Below are 20,938 nucleotides of genomic sequence, written 5' to 3' on the forward strand. Positions count from 1 at the left end.
CCTAGATTCCTAGATTCCTAGATTCCTAGATTCCTGGATTCTCTACTTCATTTAACCAGAACGGTGTTATCACTTTCCATAAGTTGGATTAGCTTTTTCGAAATAAATAAGCCCTGTACCCTCGTATTTGCGTGTATTGGTATAACTGTCTCGAAAAGAGACAATCGAACCTATTTTACCACCATCCGAGGAAAATGTTAAAAAAGCAATATAGTTACATTATAATATCTTTACAAACAATACTGGAAAAATGTGTTGTTTTATTTATATTACTATACTATACAAATGTATAAAATTGTAAAGTTTTGTTGTCGATTATTGTCGAAGATGGGAATTTTCACCTACAACTTTATAATGGCAAACCTATTGAAAAATAGGGACGCAAAGCTAAAGGGACTACATCCAACAAGGATATGTCAGCCAGTTGCATTGTAGCAATTGGTGGAATAGGGCATCCATGCCTGTGTTTCTCCTTTTTTTTGTGAACATTTTCTTCAAGCAATTCTATCGATAGGAGAGAAATTAATGAGAGAGAAGAGATTAACGAATGTACAGCAATTATTCCCCAGTGAGGATGGAAACCAACAAACGCGTCAAATGGTTTTGCGGCTCATTGAACAACTAGTAACAGGAGTGGATGATCTCAAAAACCCGGATGGCGTCAATCTCAAGGGCGAGAAAAACCGAACAGGGACTTTCTATAACAATCTAATTCGAGATAGCTTCATTCCTAATGGCAGCGTCCCCCTAGAGGAAGTTAATACAGAGCTATTGAAATTGCTGCATGATCATCCTTATCATACGAAATATTTTTTGACGAATATTTTGCCGATGGCAAGCATCCCTGGGATTATGGGCATGATCGCGGCATTTTTGGTTAATGGCAACAATTTATGGGATGTATACGGCCCAGCCGGAGCTGAAGCGGAAGTAAGGGTCATCAGCATGATGTCCAAATTAATAGACTATGATGCGCTGAAAAGCGGCGGGTATACGACGTGGGGCGGGCAAGGAGCTGTATTCTCAGGACTCCGGATAGCGATCGCCAAATTCGTTCCGGACGCTTTGCAAAAAGGTGTTCCCGATAACTTGTATGCTTTTTGTTCCGATGCCGCTCACTACAGCTTGTTTAAATCTATGGAGGCATCCGGCATAGGGAGCGATAGACTGATCAGAGTTCGCACGAATGCTGACAGTTCCATGGATGTGGATGATCTGCGAGTTAAAATGGAAGAAGTAATCGCACGAGGCGGAATCCCGATTTACATTGTAGCTACGACAGGAACAACGGATGCCATGGGGATTGACGATTTGGAACAAATTTATGCTGTGTCTGATAAAGTAGCCGTTCATCATAGATTGATGAGACCACATATTCATGCAGACTCTGCCTTAGGTGCATTCTTTGCTTTCTTTAATGACTATGATTTCACCGCCAATCCACTCGAATTAAAGAAAGATGTCGCTCAGGCTTTAATTTCTATCCAAAGCAAGATGAGGCATTTGCATTTGGCCGACTCGCTATGCTTCGATTTTCAAAAGCTAGGGCAAACCCCTTACCTGACAAGCCTATTTCTGGTCAAGGATGCCGCCGATTTAAGGCTCATGGATCTGCATCCGGATGAAACCCCCTATGTCGGACATCGGGGATACGGACAGTATCATACTGGATATACGTTGGAGTGCTCGCGCATGGCAAGCTCTATCAGTATATACAGCGCTCTGCTTGCATTCGGCATTCAAGGTTATCAGCAATTGCTGGCTCAGTTCGTTGAGGTTAATCTCGCTTTCCGGGAAGCGCTGCGCGAAGAAATCCCTCAAGCTGAAATCGTTAATAACGATAATCCTGGCATCATTACACTATTTCGTATATATCCGGAAGGCAGTCCGCATTTTCAGGAAGAAGTTTCAGGCAAGTGCACCCTTAAGGAAATTGAGCGGAATAATAAATTTAACGAACGTTTATTCGAAATGCTTGGGAATCATCGCGACCGCATATTCTTTGGCGACACCAAAAAGCATTTGCTTGTTCAAACGAAGGATGCTAATTCTATTGCTCTGTATGCGACAAAGATTTTTGTCATTTCTCCTTATACGGAGACCAAACATGTACATGAAATTATTCAATATTTGAAGGAAGCTGTAGTGCAAGTCTATGAGAAATATTCCGAAACATCGCTATTAAGCAGGAGGTAATTGAAAGTGGCAAAGCATGCTCCAAATAAAATAATAAACTGGTTCAGAGGACAAATCGCGGTGAAGATGACGAGCAGTATCTTACTGCTGCTGTTATTCGTATGCGCAGCCTTCACCGTCTCTTCCTATTTGGCCAGCAAAAGTTTAACAACGAAGCTTGAGGATCAATTTGTTCTAAGATTAACGACAAACATTGAAAATGTTTCAAAATATATGACTTCTATTCCCGAACATGCAGATGAAATTACAGGTAAAGATAAACCGGCTTATAGCAAAATAAAACAGCAATTTGAACAATTTAAAAAGCAAGACTCTCTTGAGAATGTTTATGTCTTGCAGAAAGTTCAAAATAAAGATCAAATCGTCATTTTAACCGGCGTTGATGAAGATTTCGGCACCGAGTATCCCTTTACGCCTGAAATGAACACCGCGATCAAAGAAAATAAATTAATGATCAGTGAGATTTACAAGGACGAATTTGGTATACATAAATCTGTCTTTGTTCCCCTCAAAAACGTTAAAGGCGAAAACGTCGGAATTGTCGGGATTGATTTAGATGCCTCGGTCGTTCCCAAAACGAAGCAAGAATTGTTATGGACAACTTTTACAATTACCTTAATCGTTATAGTTATAGGAGGTCTGATAGCCTTCTTCATAAGTCGAAGTGTGACGAGACCAGTCATTCAACTGATGCGTGTAACAGAAAAGGTTGCTGCCGGAGATTTATCTGCACAAGTCGCAATCCAGCGAGTAGATGAGATCGGTAAATTGGCAAATGCTTTTAATGAGATGCGTCAGAATTTAGATTCCCTGATCCGCCAAATATTTTCTTCATCCAACCTTATTACCAATACCAGCGCGCAATTGTATCAGTCTGCGGACGAATCCAGCTCTAGCAGCGCGCAGGTTGCCGTTTCCATGAACAGCATGAACGAAGGGGTTGCTGAAGTTGTTTCTTCCATTACAGAGAGTACTTCATCCATCGTTGAGATCAATACGGAATTATCAGAGGTAACATCCGAAGTCAAAGAGATGCAGGAAATGGCCCATAAGGTAGGTGCACAATCTGCTGACGGCCAACAGCTTGTTGAGAAGACATTACACCAGATGAATGTGATTCAGAAAGAGATGAAGCATTCCCAAGAAGCCGCGCAGCAGCTAGGGAACCGCTCGAAGGAAATCGGGGAAATTATCCATATCATCACCGAAATTGCACAGCAGACGAACCTACTAGCACTGAATGCGTCCATTGAAGCGGCACGGGTTGGAGAACAGGGGAAAGGCTTTGCAGTTGTAGCTGGTGAAGTGAAGAAGCTGGCGGAGCAGTCCACGAGAGCCGCAAGCTCGATCACCGAGCTCGTTTTCAGTACCCAAAATGACAGCCTTCTTGTCATGGAGAGTATTGTTCAGGGAAATCAAGCAGTCGAACAAGGTCAAAGCTGGATTAACGATACGTATGAAAGCTTTAAAGTTATTTTTAACGGTATTTCTGTTTTCTCCAATCGGACAGATCACTTAATCGATACATTAGTGAGAGCGGAAAGATCCTTCGAGATTATTTCTAACGCCATGCAGAAAATCTCTGGTATTACAGAGGAACAATCTGCAGGCTACGAGGAAGTGGCGGCTGCTGCTCAAGAGCAAAGTGCTTCCATTCAGGAAATTACTTCGGCTATTCGCCAATTATCTGATATGGCTGTTGTCCTGCAAAGTTCTGTTCAAAATTTTAAGATTACAGATTGAATATAATGACTTCTTTCATTTGATTGCCAGCCCAGTGCTGGCTTTTTTATTTGAAATCCATTAATCATCCTTAGGCTAATGATCTGGTACTAGGAATAGATAGTACTTCTCAAACTACATATCTCTAGTACAATTAGAAGTAAGCGAGAGGAGGAATATTCATCATGAAATCCAAATTTGTAATGATTCAACTAGGCTATGTATTGGGAGCAAGTGCTCTACTAACCGCCATTGTATATTTTTTTGCTACGAATTGGGAGAAATTGAACCGCTGGGAGAAATTCATTCCTGTCTTTGTGCTCATAATGGGCTTTTACGGCTTATCTGTATGGCTTTCGCGCCAAAATGGCAGGCAGTTTCTAAGTAAACTTAGCTTGTTCGCAAGCTGTATATCCTTCGGTGTAGGTGTTGGACTCATTGGGCAAACCTACAATTCACATGCGGACAGTTACAGCTTGTTCACCGTATGGTTCATTCCGGCATTTTTGCTTGCCTTATTAACCAGATGGCAGCCCTACTATGTACTGGCCTATATTTTAGGCCATCTCGCTTACGGAATTTATTTCTTTGGGCGTTGGGGGGTAAATTCAGATGCGGAAATCATTCAAATCACCATCTGGCTCGGAATCGCCATTGCAAATGGCATCTTGTATGTTCTGAGCGAGAAGGAGCGTATGTACTCGCCATTTCTGAAATGGATCTCTTTTCAAGTTGGGATGGCGGTTTTAGTCATGGCTTCAAATTCACATGCGTACGAAAAGTACGGTATCATTATGAACTTGCCTCTCATCCTAGTACTTGCGGCAGCCGTTTACTATACACACAAGACGAGGAATAAAGCTTATCTATTTTTTGCCGGTCTGTGGGTATCGATCACGGTGACAGTCAAATATATCGAGCTTATAATCCAGTATTATAACGAGTTTTTTTTCATTGCCAGCTTGTTGTTTATTATCTTGTTCATCTTTGCGAATGTGAAGTTCATGAACTTTATTCGTTCTTGGAATCCATCTTCCAAGCAGTTGCAACCGGAAAATCGCTCAGATCTAGAAGCTGCGGATCAAGCAAAGCCGGAAGGAGATTTTACCAAATGGGTCGTCCGTGTCCTCACCGTTTCGGTCATCATCATTGGTTCACTTCTGGGAAGCTTGACGATCATTGGGATTATCACTGTTGTACTAGGATTTAATGAACCGGAGAATATACTAATAGGCTTTGGGTGTGTCACTGTCATTGCGATGATCATAGCAAAAAGACTAAATTCATTAGTGCGATACACGATACTCATTAGTGGATTGCTGCTTGGAGCAGGAGCGGCTGTATTTACGGAGAATGTTCCAATTCTCTTGGTTTTTCTGGCGCTTACGATTGCAGCTTTTATCTACATTGGTGGGTTGGTACATCGTATATTCTTTTTACTTGCTGCTGTCATTATTGCTTCCTTCGTACTTTTCAATTGGATTGATAGCGGTACTATTGTTCTTACCGTACTTACCGGCTTATTATTCGTTATGTTTGCCAGTGGTCAGGTCATAGCAAATACGGGAGTCAGACAACCAATACTTTACAGCAGTTTTCCTTCATTTCTGATAACTTTTTTTGCCTTAACCTTTATGGCGGAGTCATCTTGGTATTATATAGCCAATGTGCTGTTCTTTATCGTCGTTGTTCTCGCTTTGGTCATTAGCAGACAACTGCAAATCAAATGGATTTACGCTTGGTCAATGAGCTTCTGGATTGCTTTCCTGGTATATAAATATTACGATTTGGCCTGGAAGCTTCTGCACAAATCGATTAGCTTCGCGGTCATCGGGATTTTGGTTCTTGCCTTTACGGTTTGGTATGAAAAAAGACATCGTTCTGAAGCGATTGAACCAGTTGAGGCTAATTCTAAATATGCTATGAACCGCTGGATTATTGCTCTGCTAGTTCTGCTTCAAGTCATGGCAATGTCTTTACAAATTGGTAAAAGTGAGTGGCTGCTCGCTCACGGACAGCTGATTAAGCTGCAGCTTGAACCGCTTGATCCACGTTCACTCATTCAAGGTGACTATGTGCGTTTGCGCTATACGATATCTGAGCCGCCTCTATTTGTAAATAAAAATGATGAGGCAAGTTCTAAGGGGAAAATTACAATCATTCTCGCTCCGAACCAGGCGACAGGTGTTTATGAATACCGCCGCGTATATACCAAAGGGGAAGCTTTAGCTCCGGGAGAGGTTCGTATAAATGGAAACAAAGTCGGTTATGAGGGTATTGAATACGGGATCGAGACTTATTTCATTCCGGAAGGAACAGGCCGTGTATTTGAACGGGATGCCAAGTTTGCTGAAGTGAAAGTTTCTGCTGGCGGCGATGCGATCCTTGTGCGTTTATTGTTACAACCAAGTGTTGTCGAATAAAGATTAATGTGGTAAAATTACCCGATCTTTGCTTAAAAGAAAGGGGGAAGTGTTCTCATGTGGCTTATATTTTCAGTACTTGCGGCTGCCAGCTTTGGGCTGCGAGGCATTCTATATCATTGGACCAGTCAGCAATCGCTGAATCGTAATGTGCTGCTCTGCGGCACATTTTTTATGGGGGCGCTCGTCAGCATTGGCTGCGCCCTTATTTCACAGCAAGAGTGGACGGTATCAGCTCTGATCGGTGTTCAAATGGGATTGTTCTCCTTTGGAGCCAATGCCAGTATGTTCAAAGGCTTTGCAGTAGGCAAAGCCTCTTTAGTTGCCATCCTCACCGGTTTACCATCGGTCGTTGTGGTTTTCGTCGCATTTCTACTTTGGGATGAGCGACTTAATTTATGGCAATTCTTTGCCTTCCTTGTGATCGTAGTAGGTATTTTATTCGTTCGTTACTCGAATGATATTACCCTTAAGAATCTGCAAGGAGCCGGATGGGGAGTGCTTGCTTTGTTTCTTTTTGCCGGAAATGATTTGTCTAGCAAATGGACAACCATCGTTTCTGCGCCATTGTTTCCAACGCTATTTTTTATGTTTGCAACAGGGACATGCTGTTTCGGATTATGGTGGTTGAAGGACAGGGCAAAGGATAAAGGAGAGGAAGCCGCGCCAGCCAGTTGGACAGAACGTAGAACCTTCCTGATTGGAATGGTCGTCGGGATTACAAATGTCATAGGCATGATCTTCATTATCCATGCGTTCGATCAGGGGAAAACGGGATTAGTTTCCGCCGTTGTTGCACTTAATGTATTGATAGTCTTATTGTATACACGATTTGTTTTGAAGGACAAATTCTCAAAAATGGAGCAATCCGGTTTAGCTTTAGCATTCATTGGCATTATGATGATGAAATTAGTTGGATCTTGACAACACCTTATTATTGCTGTAATATTCAGTAAATTCTTAATTTCATAAGCAACATTGGTGAACAGGACAGTAATTCTTGTCGGACAGTCGCAGCGAGCCGGAGCAGGTGGGAACCGGTACGAAAGTCAAGAGTGAAGCGGGCCTGGGAAATGGTCTTCCGAAAGTACGTGTAGGGAGATCCGGCATAAGCCGTTATCGTTGGAGTGGTTAAACCAGTGGTTTAACACTTAGAGTGGTACCGCGGGAATAAACAGCTCTCGTCTCTTATTGTAGAGACGGGGGCTTTTTTGCGTTTTTCCGATAAAAACATGATTAGCTTCGCATCATCCGATTAGGAGGAGTATTCCATGATTCAGCAGCTTTTAACTAATGAAATCGAGTATCATGTAGGTGTTTTATTTCAAGAGTACGGAATAGAACAACCTGTGACGCTGAAAATCTTGACGGAACACCCAGCACACGCAGAGCACGGGGATTACAGCACGAATGTTGCTATGCTTTTAGCAAAAATAGTACGTAAAGCTCCTTTGCAAATCGCACAAGAGCTTCAACAGCGCATAGAAAAGAACGGGTGTGTTCAAGGCTTATTTGCCAAAGTCGCTGCGGTGCCGCCGGGGTTTCTGAACTTTTATATAAGTTGGGATACCTGGTCTTCTGGTCAATATGGAGCTGCAAAAGAGCTTATTGATCAAAGAAACAAAACGAAAATTTTGATCGAACATACATCAATCAACCCGAATAAAGCTGCTCATGTTGGCCATTTGAGAAATTCATGTATCGGTGATACGTTGTCCCGCATGCTCTCGCAAGCAGGGTATCACGTGGAGGTGCATAACTATATTGATGATCTGGGGAATCAGTTAGCAGATACAGTGGTGGGCATTCTTCATACACAGACAGAAGAGACTTTTCATCGATTTGGCGACTTTTGTTGGGAGACCTACGCGAAGGTGAATCAGGCTTACAAAGTGCAGCCAGAGCTTGTAGAGCAGCGTTCTACAGTTCTTCATGCGCTAGAGAGCGGGCATTCCAATCTTGCGTGGATGGGTGCTTTGGTGGCGGAAAGGATCGTTCGCGAGCAGTTGGAAGAAATGAAGCAATTCGGTATTAAATACGATGTGCTGGTTTGGGAAAGCAGTATTGTGAGAGCGGGATTTTGGGATACAACCTTCGAGCTGCTGAGCCAAACAGATATGTTTCATAAGGTGACGGATGGGAAATTAGCAGGCTGCTGGGTACTGAAGAACCTAGAAGAAGGAGCTGTTTCAGTTGGAGAAAGCACGGATTATCAAGGGGATAAAGTGCTAGTTCGTTCCAATGGTATTTTAACGTATACAGCGAAGGATATAGCCTATCATCTATGGAAATTCGGTGTGCTGTCGAATGATTTTGTATATCAAAAATGGGAGGACGGACTATGGTCCACAGCTTCCCAGGGCAGAAAGAAATCGATAGGGCAAGCGGATGTCGTCATAAATGTCATTGATTATCGTCAGCAATACCCGCAGGAGATGGTTAAGCTAGCTCTAGAAGTACTGGGCTATGAGCAGCAGGCGAGTCAGCTTAAACACGTGAGCTATGGGGTCGTTTCCTTAAGCCCGGAAACTGCTGCAGGACTGGGCATTGATATTTCGGCTGGCAAAAGCTCCTATGCGATGTCTGGGCGCCAAGGGATTGGAATTAAAGTCGCGGACCTACTCGATCGCATGGAGAGAGTCATTGACGCTAAACGCTCAAGAAAAGCGGGGATTTCCAGCAGATCGATTGCTGCGGCTGCTATCCGTTATTATTTGCTGAAATATCAGCTGCAAACAGAAGTTATTTTTGACTTGGAGCAAGCGACGGAAATAACCGGGAACACGGGCGTCTACCTGCTTTATGCATACTCAAGAGCTAACAGTATTTTGGACAAAGCAAAGAAAGATCCTCGACTTCATAAGATGGAGGCAAAGTTCGATGGGACTCTTTTGGAAGAACAGGAATATCAGCTTTTGAGGCACGTCGCCTATTGGCCCGAAACACTGGAAACTGCCACTAAACAATTGGCGCCTAGCATGCTCTGCCATTACGCTTTCGAGCTAGCTTCGCTTTTTAACCATTTCTACAGTGTTTGTCCGGTTTTAAAAGGCAGTGAAGAAAGCATAGCCCATCGCCTCTGGATCACGCAAACGTATAAACAGACCATGCATCAAGTACTGGAAGTGCTGGGTATGCCGACGCCAAAACGATTGTAACCGGAAAAACGATTGCATGTATCCTATGCACTCGCCGAGACAACCTGTCACTCTTGCGTTCAAGAGGAGGATGAGCTCGTCTTTGCTTAAATCACATGTGAACACGCACCTCCCCCGTAAGCAACATCATAGTAAAAGGAGGCAATGCCATTTCGATTAATGCTTCGGAAGTTGGGGTTGTCTGCATTCGACCTGAAAAATGCAACATAAGCTTTCTGATCTTGATCAAATGCGGTACAATAGGGATATTCGTGCCAATTTGAATGATTCAGGAGGCTTTAACCACAATGACAGAAAAAGATATCGACACACAAGCTCCAGTAGATAACGAACAAGATCAAGAACGCGAACAGGCCCAAATCATTATGACTTGGTTTCAGCACATTCAAGAAGTAATGAAAGAACAATTTCCCGAATATGAAGTAGATGGCCAGATTGGCAATAATCCGACTTATGGTCCAATGTTTGCCTTCACACTTAAAAATGATGAAAAGTCCACATCATGCGGATTTTTCTTGAATGAAATTATGAGAAACTTCCAAACGAATCCGAATGCGGGGCTGTGGTTATCGTCCTTCTTCGTAGATTTGTTGAGAAGCCCAGAAAATCATCCGCTGCCGAATCCTCCACAATCGGAAGATGAAGCCAAAGAACTGCTGGATAAACATATTGTTCCTTATTGCGCGGCTACTGTTCGTGAAGAATTCCCTGATCAAAAGATCTATGTTGACTTGGAGCTTCATGAGGAGCATGGTCCAGTCCTCGAGGCTGGCTTCGTAGCTGTTGAAGATGGCAATAATACATGTGCGCTTCCGCTGCAATATTTAATGACGTTATATTTATTGAATCGTGACCCGGCAGAGCCTTTAATTCAAGCAATGTATCGGTTGTATGAAGAAAATAATTTAGGCCAATAGGGATGATAAGTGAACAGCCAGGAGGGTTTCCTCCTGGCTGTTTGGTTTGGTTGAGGTTTGGTTTTATTTTGATTGATTTAATTTGATTTTTGTTTGATGTGATGTGATTTGATTTGAGGGAACTTGAAGTGGAGTAGTTTTCCTATTAATAGGGATTTTCATTGTTTGCTACATGAGAAGTTGTACCACGTACAACAATTTTCTTAGTTTCTCATCTCTGAGCTGGAACTGTTGTAATTCGTACAACAATTTGGTCGATTTTTGTTTAAAAGGGCTACTTATAGTAGAGAATGTTGCAATTTTTGCAACATTTTCCAAGAGGCATGCTACTTTGTTTGATTTATGTTGTAGAACATACAACATTGTTTCATTTATAGTTTGGAAGTTATGCAGTGTCAGAGAGAAATGTGAAGGTGGGAGTAATGTAAATAAGAAGAGTAAGAGTAAGATACTTCCTACAAACGGAGATATTCCTCATAGTTTCTAATAATCGGAAGTGAAGAGAGAGAACCAAACTTCACATATTTCATCGCATGCGACGTATTAAAGAGCACAACGGTATCGCTTGGACGCAGCCATCCGCTGTCGCAGAGGGCGAGCAGACCTGCCCAAGTTGCCGAGCCTTCGGGGGACGCGGAGATGCCCTGCGAGCCCAAAGCGCGAGTAGCCTCGGCAATTTGGCTCTTGGAGAGGGCGAGGGCTGTGCCGCCGCTTTGTTTCACAATCGACAGGATGAGCGCCAAGTCTGGTGGATTCGGTACGCGCATACCTGTCGGACTAGCTTCTAATCCGGCAGCTTGGGCACTTCCAGCTTGTCTGCATGCGATGCCATCGACAATTGGCTGGCATCCCTCTTCCTGCACGCAGACGAATCTTGGCAGGGGACCGTCAATCCAGCGAAGTGCTTTGAGCTCGTGGTAAGCTTTCCACATGCCAATAATACCGGAGCCGCCGCCAGTTGGATAGATGATGACGTCGGGGAACGTCCAACCAAGCTGTTCGGCTAGCTCAAGTCCCATTGTTTTCTTGCCTTCTACACGTCCGGGCTCCTTCAATGTGCCAACATTTACCCAACCCTGATCTTGTTTACCCGCTTCAATGATTGCTGCTGCATCATGAATGAAGCCATCTACGAGGTAGGTGGCTGCTCCATATAACGGACATTCGTCCACGATTAATGGCGGGCAATCCATGGGGATAAAGACGGAAGCCTCGATCCCGGCACGTCCTGCATAAGCAGCTAATGCGCCCGCGGCATTTCCATTGGATGGAACGGCCGCTTTCGTCGCTCCCGTTTCTTTGAGCAAGGAAACAGCGACGGAGAAGCCCCTCGACTTAAAGCTCCCCGTTGGGTTCTGCTCTTCTCTCTTGATCCATAGCCGTTTAATAGGCAGTCTCTGCTCCCATTCCTGCATGTGCAGTAGTGGCGTCCAGCCTTCGCCTAAGGTGATGATACAATCAGGATTACTCACTGGAAGCAATTCTTTATATCTCCACATCGATGGGTAGCGTGTTTGTAAAGCTTCCTTCGTTAACGTTCTAGCTATGTGCTCCAAGTCGTAATCGACCAATAAAGTGCCACCGCAGTCGCATTTCATTTCTTGATAGCGGAAAGGGAGCCTTGCAGAACATCGTGAGCAATAAAGCCCCAATCGGTTCATCTTCGGGCCTCCTCAAAGTTATCAACTGGATAACGATCGTAATTGTAAAAAGAGTTTTGCTATTGCAAACTCTTATTTAGACTATTACCAAGAGGAGAAGAAGGAAACGGCTTGTGTCTTTTGATTTATTTTATTTTTCAAACTTATAATTGCGATTAGTTATCTGGTTTGTTTCCGCGAAATGACTTGATCTTGTGGAACATCGACTTATCTTTCAGTTTCAAAAATAGCTCAAGCATTGGAGCGAAATTAACCTCAATTATCCAAACATTCCCCTCTTTATCAAAAGCCATATCAATCCCCATCGTCCGCACCCAAGGATAATAAGGACCCAATTTCTTAGCGGCTAGCAAGGCAACTTTATCGAGCTGTGAGAGGAGATCAGAAGCTCGCATCTTTTTGAGCGCCGAGTTTTTGAGAGCATGTTCCACCGATACGACCTTGCCGCTGCTCATGCGAATATTCGTTACGATAAAGCCTTTTCCGGCCACTTTGGCCAGTTTACCGGTCACTTCCCAAGGTGAGTTGAGGTGTCGCTGTACCATCACTCTGAGATCAAAGGGCCGGTCATTCACCGTAGCAAGCGGAATTCGCTGCTGAATGATGTTGTTCTTGCGCGCTTTCTTTTTGATATAGGCGTTTAATTGGGTATGCTCTGTAAAATTTTTCTTCTTAGCGCCATCCTGTACCTCATATGTGGAAGAATCCATCTTTTTGATCCGAATGACACCATTGCCCCCATAGCTCCCAGTCGGTTTAATGATGACCTGACCGTATTTTTTTATCATACGCCAGAAAGAGCTCTTCCGCAGCCATGCTGTTTCTGGAAGATTCACACTAAGTGTAGACGATTTCCGCAGCAGCTTATATTTGGTCCATTTGCTTGTGTTTAGCTTAGTCATTGGATTTCACTTCTTGCTTGAGAATAACTAGATCATGTTCTTCAACCCGGAGCAATTGATTGCGTTCATCAACGAAAACCACTTGGGGTTTGAGGTTGTTAATTTCGGCTTCATTCATGAGTCCCATACTTAGAATAATAACGAGGTCGCCAGGAGCAAAAAGGTGGGCAGGGGGACCATTCAAACCGATCTTGCCGCAGCCTTCCGCCGCAGGTATCGCGTATGTTTTCCACCGGGTGGCGTTTCGCAGACTTGTGACTTGAACCATTTCATAGGGTAAAATATTCGCTTTGCGCATCAATAAACCGTCTATGGTAATGCTTCCAACGTAATCCAAATCGGCTTCCGTTACCGTCGCACGATGGATCTTCCCTTTACACATTAGTCGCTGCATATGCAGTAGCTCCTTTAACATCACATTGGGTTTTCATCACAAAGTATGACTAAGGCCGGTCTCCTGGTGTAGGCAAAAGCCAATTTCCAAAGAAAAATGGGTAAATGCCACGCTGAAATAGGGCTATGATATACTAATTAAACGGATATATGTAAAACTTGGGTAGATGGGAGTGAAAAGTTCTGCAGCCTATTCTGGTTATTGAAAATCTATATAAGAAGCATCCAAACGAAGGCCTGACGCCTTTAATGGAGCAAATAAGTACGAACGTATTGCCCAAAGATCGTATTGCGATTTTAGGTCCTTCCGGCCAAGGGAAGAGTACACTGCTTCGGATTTTGTCCACCTTAGAAAGCATGGATGGCGGAAGCTTATCTTTGCATGGACGACTTGTTGCGAGTTGGGGACCAAGTGAATGGCGGAAGAAGGTCTGTTATGTCCCCCAACAACCGGTTATGCTGCCTACTACGGTCGCAGACAACCTAGCTTTGGTGAGTAAATTGCATCAGCGTAATTTCGATAAACCATTGGCGCTAAGCTTGATGGAGCAGGTTGGCCTCGGTGACCTGAATTGGTCTCAGAAGGCGGCTGATTTATCTGGAGGACAAAAGCAGCGTGTTCAACTAGTACGGTCAATGCTGCTTGGAGCGGACATCCTCTTACTTGATGAAGTGACATCTGCACTGGATTCACAGAGCAAGCTAGCAGTAGAAGATACCCTGATGAATTGGCTTGATGAGCGCGAAGGCGCGCTAATTTGGGTGACACATGAGATGGAGCAAGCCAAGAGGGTAGGCAATCGGTTTTGGTATTTGAATCATGGATCATTAACTGAATCTGTGCCGAAGGAAACGTTTGAATGGACGGATTCATCTTCAGTCGAAGGGGGGATGGATTCATCGTGTCTACGCTAGCGTTAGGCTTTACACTGACCTTTGTCATGATTACGGTGGCCTTATCTAAATGGCAGAAGCTTGGGCTTGAGAAGGACATTGCCGTGGGAACCATTCGTGGAGCCTTGCAGCTGTTGTTCATTGGGTATGTGCTTCACTTTATTTTTCAAACAGAGCATTGGGCACTTATCTTTATTATCATTGCGATCATGATTGTGGTTGCTACACATAATGCGGGCAAACGCGGAGAAGGGCTAAAGGGAATATATTGGAGAATAGCTGCTGCAATTGCTGTAACGGAAACGTTGACAATGTCACTCATGCTGGGTTTACATATTATCAAGCCAACGAGCCAATTCATTATCCCGATAAGCGGTATGACTATTGGTAGTTCGATGATTGTTTGTGGATTATTTTTGAATCAAATGAACCGTGAGGTGCAGTCGTCGCGCGGGGAAATTGAAGCACTGCTAGCTCTCGGCTCTTCGATTAGACAGGCCATTCAGCAAGCACTGCAGCGCTCCGTGAAGGCCAGCATGATTCCAACGATAGACGGAATGAAAACTGTTGGACTCGTTCAGCTTCCAGGAATGATGACGGGGATGATTATCGCAGGCGCGAATCCTGTGGAGGCGGTTCGTTATCAAATGTTGATTTTGTTTGCTTTCACAGCAGCAGCGGCAATTACAAGTATCATTTTGAGCATACTTAGTTATCAATTATGGTTTACTCGGGAAATGACGTTGAAATAAAGGGCAGGTATTTCCCGGGGAACCGCACAAAACGACATGTTCAGAGTACAGCAAGAAGCGTCCGATTAAGTTTACTCGGACGCTTCTTCGTATGAATGATCGGTTCAATGGAAATAAAAATGGAGCCTCAGCTCTGATTCAGCCAATTAATTTAATGCCGCTAATCAATACCAGACTTGCAATAATCGTGCGCAAAACATTGGTCGGTGCCTTAGCAGAGAGCATGCTGCCGATAACGACGCCGGGAACGGAACCGATGAGTAGATTAAGGACAAGTGTATAATTCACATTCCCCATACTGGCATGCAGAATGCCTGCTGTCGTTGCAAGGAAAAAAGCGTGAGCAATGTCAGTTCCGACGAGCTGAGCTGGGTTCATACGGAAAAAGTAAAGCATTGCAATAGCGTACAAGGAGCCGGATCCAATGGACGTAAGCCCTACAACAAAACCAAGTACAGCCCCAATTGTAATGGTTAGTCCTCGTTTCTCCTCCAAAGATTGGAGCTGCCAGCGATTTTCTTTGATCTTGTGGCCGAAGAAAACTTTAAACAAAGTAGCAAACGCCACCAGAATCAAGACATAACCAAGAGCATGCTTAATAATGATCTCCTGATTATGAAAGAACGAATTGAATAATTTCAAAAAAATAACAGCTGCGATAACACCTGGAATACTACCCATGGCCAGCATTTTAACCAGCTTGAAATCTATCGTTTTCTGCCGCCAATGCTGAATCGTGCCAAAAAGCTTTGTAATCGAATTATAAAGAAGGTCTGTTCCCACGGCAATTGAAGGATTTATTCCAATCAGGATTAAAATGGGGGTGAGCAGCGAAGCTCCGCCTACACCAGTCAATCCGACCATAAAACCAACAAATACACCCATAAATAAAACGGTTAAAGTCATGTTGTCATGTCCCCAATCCAATTACCCACTAACCATATTGGATTAATTTTATTATATAGAAAAGCATTATGTAAAGGAAAATTTTTAACTCTTTTTGATTTGACTTCATAATGCTCTGAACATGCTATTCATTCATTCTGGAATCAGTTACAATATGTGGATGTGAAAAAAAGTAGGTTTTAGGAGGGGACATCCATTAGAAATCGAACAACGGTTATGGTGAGTATTGTTTTGGCGGTATTAGTGTCATCTATCGATACCACGATTGCGAATACCACAATGCCGATTATTGTGAAAGAAATTGGTGGCAATGACCTGTATGCATGGGCATTTACCTCTTATATGGTCCTTTCTACTGTATTAGCTCCATTAGCAGGCAGATTATCTGACCTATTTGGGCGGAAACGGATCTATGCAGCAGGCATACTTCTGTTTCTTTTCGGATCTGTGCTTTGCGGTCTATCCCAGAGTATGCTGCAGCTGATTTTGTTCAGAGCGATTCAAGGAATTGGTGCAGGGGTGATGATGCCCTTTCCTGCCATTATTGCGGGAGATATTTATCCGGTGGAGCAGCGAGGTAAAGTACAAGCGTATTTCACCGGGATGTGGGGGTTATCTGCCATATTAGCACCTCTACTGGGGACGTTTTTCGTGACCTACCTGAGCTGGAGATGGATTTTTTTCGTTAATATACCGGTATGTATCGTTGCGCTTCTTGCCTTGCAGCCGTATAAGGAAGTGTATCAACCGAAGAAAGCCGTAGTCGATTATGGCGGAGCTATTTTGTTTGCCTGTGGCATTTCCTTATTGCTGCTTACTACAGCAGTTGAGCATTATAGCTATATGTATGGCGCTTTAGGGGGCATATTTATGATTGCTTTCTTTTTATATGAGAGAAAACATTCTGCGCCAATCGTTCCGTTAAATCTGCTGCGCAATCGTCCCGTGGCCATTATGATTGCAAGCTCTTTTCTAAGCTGCGCGGCTCTCTTTGGGACTTCCAGCTTCATACCTCTCTTCCTGCAAAATCAAGGCTACTCATTATTTGTTAGCGGTATTGCACTTCTGAGTACATCCATTGGGTGGATGGCAGTTGCTGTGCCTGGAGGAAAATGGGTAATTCGCTATGGATATAAACGGCTTCTAGTCATAGGTAATATGATACTCGTCATTACAGCTGCCTTATTTTATTTCATACACGAGGGTACGCCATTCTGGTACACGTTCATCGCATTAACGACGCTTGGTCTTACTTATGGGATAATCTTCACTATTACTACAATCGGTTCACAGCAGCTTGTAGCAGCGCACCAGAAGGGGATTTCTACCTCGTTGCAGCTCTTTGCACGGAATATTGGAACAGCGGTCAGCGTAACTATTATGGGTGCAATCCTTACCAAATCCAGCGTCTTTTATACGGGTATTCACGGTATGTTCGTGTTTGGACTTTTGGCAAGCTTACTTTCATTGGCCATGCCGTTTGCTATTCGTTCGGCGCCCAATCTGAAAAGCCAGAAGACGGAGTAACCTCCGCATTCTGGCTTTTTTTTCATAAAGCATTTGGACTAGCATTTGTATCATGGAAAACATAACTCTTTTCAAATAGCTCAGCTGTAAGTGGAACTGAGAATAAGTATCCTTGTATATTTTCACAACCAAATCTTTCTAGAAGATTGAGCTGTTCATGAGTTTCTACACCTACGGCAATGACACTCATTTTTAAACTATGTGAGATGGCCATAATAGCTTCAATGATTGAAGATTCAGAATGATAAGTTGAGATTTCATGAACGATCGATTTATCTATTTTCAACGTATCCACTGGAGATTTATGTAAATAACTTAAAGAAGAATAACCAGTTCCGAAATGATCGATAGAGATTTTAACTCCCTTACGCTTTAAAGCATAAAGCTTTTCCATGCAGCTGAGGTCTTTATTCATCGATATGCTTTCGGTCATTTCGAGTTCTAAATACTGTGCTCCCAGCTCATTTTGATGCAGAATCTCGAGAATCATTGTCACCAAATCTTCTTGATGAAACTGGACAGCGGATATATTCACTGCAATAGGAACAGGCACCATGCCCGCAGCTTGCCATTTTTTCATTTGTAAACAGGCTGTTTGTAAAACCCATTTTCCGATTGCAATAATTTGTCCGGATTCTTCAGCAATAGGAATAAATTCCTTCGGCGAGACGTTTCCTAACGCATGGCTATCCCACCTTAGTAAAGCTTCTACCCCGATTATTTCGCCAGTAGGAATATGGAATTTGGGTTGGTACATGAGGTAGAGCTCATTATGTTCTATAGCTGTCCGGAGTGATTGCTCACATGCGCTTCTCCTCGAATAGATGACACTCATTTCCTGTTCATAAAAATGATAATGGTTTCCACCGAGGTCTTTGGCCAAATACATCGCTTGATCAGCATTTTTCAGTAAAACCTCCGGATCTTCTCCATCGATTGGATACAAAGAGATACCGATACTAGTGGAAACAAAAACATTTCGACCGTCGATTTGGAAAGGAGCTTCCAGTTGTCGAATGATTTTCTCCGCTTGCACAGCTGCTGACTCCCGATTCCCGTATGGGTACAAAATCACAAATTCATCGCCACTTAGCCTGGAAACAATGCTTTGCGCAAACAAGCTTTCCGAGAGCAGTGCGGAGAACTTTTGCAGCACCAGATCTCCTAAATGGTGGCCTAAGGTATCGTTAATGAGTTTAAACCGATTTACATCAAGGAAGAGTAGAGCTAAGCTTTGATTATGTTGTTTGGCTTTGTTTAACACATCATGGAAAAGCTGATTGAACTGGTTGCGATTCGGTAAACCTGTCAAAAGATCAAAATAGGCTAGCTGTTGTATCATTTCCTCGGACTTCTTTTTTTCAGTCAGATCACGGAGATAAGCTGTATAAACATGCCTTCCTTTATACGGAGTACTCGTAATCGTTATTTCCGCCGGAAATACGCTGCCATCCGATCGAAATGCTTTCAATTCGGTTCGCTTACCGATAATCGATTCATCTTTAGCTGTGAATAGCAGATTTAAGAAGGTCGTCTCCTGGCCATCTTTTTCAAAAAGAAAATCGATTAACGTTAGCCCTAGAGCTTCTTTGCGTTCGTAACCAAAAATGGCTTCTGCTGCAGGATTAAACGCAATGATCCTCCCACTTGAATTAAACATCATGATACAATCGATAGCAGACTCTAATAGGGAAGCTTGGAGTGCTTTTTTGTTATTAAAGGATAAGTAAAGAGCTGTTATTGAAATAATGAACGTTAGCAGCATGAGGTAAATTGGATAATTATCTGTTAGCGTATGGTGCATGAATCAACCTCATTTCGTATAAATAAAAAAGCCCATCCCGAATGAAAGGATGAACTCCTTGACTCGGTAACCTGTCGTCCATAGCAATCCCAATTAGGGATGCCTTAGGTCATGGCTTTGCGTCGCATTGTTTCCAATGGTTTGCTTTTAACGATTCCATCTATGTAGTTCAAAAGGCACTAATTATTGATGTATAAACTTAAATACCAGTTATTACGCCTCATTATAATTAGTTGAAAATGACGTGTCCATAGCGGTATTTGCATATAATTAGCGAATTATGTCGAATTCAACTAAGAATAATTTATAATGCTAATTTCTTAATTTTTTATAGTTCTAAAGATGGATAGGTGAGGTTATATGATTAAATCAAGCCATGTTCGAGGCATTATTTTTGATATGGATAATACACTGCTGAGGTCTAGGATTAATTTCCAAATGATGAAAAAGCAAGTGGCGGACTACCTTATTGAGCATGATTTATTGCCAGATGGTTTTCCGATTCAAGAGCATACCACATCAACCATGATTGAGTATGTGAAAGCGAAAGGGATGTCTGAAGAGTCCTATACAGAAGTGATGCATATGGTCGTTCAACATGAGCTAATCGGCATGGAAGGAGCAGGACTGGAATCCCATGTTTCCGAGCTCCTGAAAGCTTTAATGACGGGATATGTCCTGGTTATTGTGACAAATAATTCATACAAGGCAGCGGTACAAGCGCTGGAAACAACGGGAATTCATCCATACTTTGATTTGATCATCGGAAGAGAGCAAATGGAAGCGATGAAACCATCTCCATCTGGATACTTAGCCGCTAAGCAACATTTTCCGCACATTCTTGAGAGCGAATGGATATCAATCGGAGATTCGTGGATAGATGGCAGAGCGTCCGTAGATGCAGGAGTTCCCTTTATCAGCTACGGGCTGAGCGGACATCTGATGAAGGAGAAGGGAATCACCCCTGTAGCTCATATTGACAGCTTGCTTAAGTTGTTAGATTATGTGTAGATAACAAATACGAAAGTAGTGAATAAAGATGTTAGTGAATGTTAAATCCCGACTAAACGATAATGATATACAAGAACTGCTGAGTTACAGCGTTTTCCCCGATCCGGAGGCGTTGCAACCTGTACTTGAGCGTTATGAAAATGATGCTAATCTATGGTTGTTTGGGTATGAATCCGAAGGTATCATGGTGGGCATTATCGGCTTTGAACTCAGTGATAATCAGGAGATGACGATCACTCATCTTGCCGTTGAACCGGAAAGCAGAGGGGTAGGCTTTGGACGAGGGATTATCCTGGAAATTATTGAAGATATGCACCCCGTTCGAATCGTGGCAGAAACGGATGAAGAGTCAGTCCAATTTTATCGGAATATTGGGTTTGTCATTCGCAGCCTCGGGGAGAAATATCCCGGTGTAGAGCGTTTTCTATGTACGTATGAGGTAGAAGAAGCGGAAGAGGATTAATAGATCGCAGAGACTGGGGGTTTTCGCTCAAATAGCTGATTGTGGTTCCCTTAAACGATCTAAATCAATATATCACTTTTAAAAAAGGATCTGAGTCATTGAAGTGACCCCCAAAAGTTAGACAGTATATAGTTAGACTGCCTTTAGCGCATGAGTTCGGTACTGTACCGGGCTCATGCCTTTTAGTTTTGCCTTTATTCGTTTATGGT

Annotated in this window: 16 protein-coding genes, 2 riboswitches and 1 other annotated feature; of the genes, 11 read left to right on the plus strand and 5 right to left on the minus strand. The window is 43.1% G+C overall.

The window, feature by feature from the left end; genetic code table 11:
* The first annotated feature begins 346 nt into the window (after positions 1–346).
* Positions 347–432: riboswitch (cyclic di-GMP riboswitch) on the plus strand.
* A 93-nt stretch (positions 433–525) separates the two neighbouring features.
* The 6 genes from AC58U0_RS35050 to AC58U0_RS35075 all read left to right on the plus strand — a co-directional run bounded on the left by AC58U0_RS35050 (position 526) and on the right by AC58U0_RS35075 (position 10,416).
* The gene (locus AC58U0_RS35050) at positions 526–2,196 is read left to right on the plus strand and encodes a pyridoxal phosphate-dependent decarboxylase family protein (RefSeq protein WP_497383329.1); all 1,671 of its coding nucleotides are present in this window, start codon (positions 526–528) and stop codon (positions 2,194–2,196) included.
* Between the two features lie 6 nt (positions 2,197–2,202).
* A complete protein-coding gene (locus AC58U0_RS35055; RefSeq protein ID WP_497383330.1) occupies positions 2,203–3,939 on the plus strand; it encodes a methyl-accepting chemotaxis protein in 1,737 nt (578 codons plus the stop codon).
* A gap of 164 nt (positions 3,940–4,103) precedes the next feature.
* Positions 4,104–6,341, plus strand: a complete 2,238-nt coding sequence (locus AC58U0_RS35060) for a GDYXXLXY domain-containing protein (protein ID WP_497383331.1) — start codon at positions 4,104–4,106, stop codon at positions 6,339–6,341.
* Between the two features lie 57 nt (positions 6,342–6,398).
* On the plus strand, positions 6,399–7,265 hold the full coding sequence (locus AC58U0_RS35065; RefSeq protein ID WP_497383332.1) for an EamA family transporter: 867 nt from the start codon (positions 6,399–6,401) through the stop codon (positions 7,263–7,265).
* A 48-nt stretch (positions 7,266–7,313) separates the two neighbouring features.
* Positions 7,314–7,533: a binding site (T-box leader), on the plus strand.
* 79 nt (positions 7,534–7,612) lie between these two features.
* Positions 7,613–9,499 carry an arginine--tRNA ligase gene (locus tag AC58U0_RS35070; RefSeq protein WP_497383333.1) on the plus strand — a complete coding sequence of 629 codons (1,887 nt, stop codon included), beginning with the start codon at positions 7,613–7,615 and terminating at the stop codon, positions 9,497–9,499.
* 287 nt (positions 9,500–9,786) lie between these two features.
* Positions 9,787–10,416, plus strand: coding sequence for a hypothetical protein (locus AC58U0_RS35075; protein WP_057306470.1), 630 nt, complete (start codon positions 9,787–9,789; stop codon positions 10,414–10,416).
* Between the two features lie 455 nt (positions 10,417–10,871).
* Here the strand turns inward: AC58U0_RS35075 and AC58U0_RS35080 are convergent, their stop codons facing one another.
* From AC58U0_RS35080 to panD, 3 genes are all read right to left on the minus strand, one after another.
* Positions 10,872–12,077, minus strand: a complete 1,206-nt coding sequence (locus tag AC58U0_RS35080; RefSeq protein WP_497383334.1) for a threonine synthase — start codon at positions 12,075–12,077, stop codon at positions 10,872–10,874.
* A gap of 155 nt (positions 12,078–12,232) precedes the next feature.
* Positions 12,233–12,979, minus strand: a complete 747-nt coding sequence (locus AC58U0_RS35085; protein WP_497383335.1) for a YheC/YheD family protein — start codon at positions 12,977–12,979, stop codon at positions 12,233–12,235.
* Positions 12,972–13,373 (minus strand): aspartate 1-decarboxylase, encoded by a 402-nt coding sequence (gene panD / locus AC58U0_RS35090; protein WP_497383336.1) that lies wholly within the window; start codon positions 13,371–13,373, stop codon positions 12,972–12,974. The genes AC58U0_RS35085 and panD overlap by 8 nt, the downstream gene beginning before the upstream one ends.
* A 248-nt stretch (positions 13,374–13,621) precedes the next feature.
* Between panD and AC58U0_RS35095 the strand changes: the two genes are divergently transcribed.
* Both AC58U0_RS35095 and AC58U0_RS35100 read left to right on the plus strand, forming a co-directional pair.
* The gene (locus AC58U0_RS35095) at positions 13,622–14,287 is read left to right on the plus strand and encodes an ABC transporter ATP-binding protein (protein WP_497383337.1); all 666 of its coding nucleotides are present in this window, start codon (positions 13,622–13,624) and stop codon (positions 14,285–14,287) included.
* Entirely contained in the window at positions 14,275–15,018 is a 744-nt protein-coding gene (locus tag AC58U0_RS35100) for an ABC transporter permease (protein ID WP_497383338.1), read from the plus strand. The genes AC58U0_RS35095 and AC58U0_RS35100 overlap by 13 nt, the downstream gene beginning before the upstream one ends.
* A 138-nt stretch (positions 15,019–15,156) precedes the next feature.
* Here AC58U0_RS35100 and AC58U0_RS35105 read toward each other — a convergent pair whose 3' ends face one another.
* Positions 15,157–15,924: a sulfite exporter TauE/SafE family protein gene (locus AC58U0_RS35105; RefSeq protein WP_497383339.1), complete on the minus strand. Its 768-nt coding sequence runs from the start codon at positions 15,922–15,924 to the stop codon at positions 15,157–15,159.
* A gap of 195 nt (positions 15,925–16,119) precedes the next feature.
* On the opposite strand from AC58U0_RS35105, the gene AC58U0_RS35110 reads away from it, so the two are divergent.
* Positions 16,120–17,451: an MFS transporter gene (locus tag AC58U0_RS35110; protein WP_497383343.1), complete on the plus strand. Its 1,332-nt coding sequence runs from the start codon at positions 16,120–16,122 to the stop codon at positions 17,449–17,451.
* A gap of 22 nt (positions 17,452–17,473) precedes the next feature.
* On the opposite strand, the gene AC58U0_RS35115 is transcribed toward AC58U0_RS35110, so the two are convergent.
* On the minus strand, positions 17,474–19,255 hold the full coding sequence (locus tag AC58U0_RS35115; protein WP_497383340.1) for a putative bifunctional diguanylate cyclase/phosphodiesterase: 1,782 nt from the start codon (positions 19,253–19,255) through the stop codon (positions 17,474–17,476).
* 62 nt (positions 19,256–19,317) lie between these two features.
* Positions 19,318–19,411: riboswitch (cyclic di-GMP riboswitch) on the minus strand.
* Positions 19,412–19,615: 204 nt separating this feature from the next.
* Between AC58U0_RS35115 and AC58U0_RS35120 the strand changes: the two genes are divergently transcribed.
* Both AC58U0_RS35120 and AC58U0_RS35125 read left to right on the plus strand, forming a co-directional pair.
* Positions 19,616–20,266, plus strand: coding sequence for an HAD family hydrolase (locus tag AC58U0_RS35120; protein ID WP_497383341.1), 651 nt, complete (start codon positions 19,616–19,618; stop codon positions 20,264–20,266).
* Positions 20,267–20,294: 28 nt separating this feature from the next.
* Positions 20,295–20,729, plus strand: coding sequence for a GNAT family N-acetyltransferase (locus AC58U0_RS35125; protein WP_497383342.1), 435 nt, complete (start codon positions 20,295–20,297; stop codon positions 20,727–20,729).
* Positions 20,730–20,938 lie beyond the last annotated feature (209 nt).

The organism is Paenibacillus sp. J31P190, assembly GCF_059692075.1.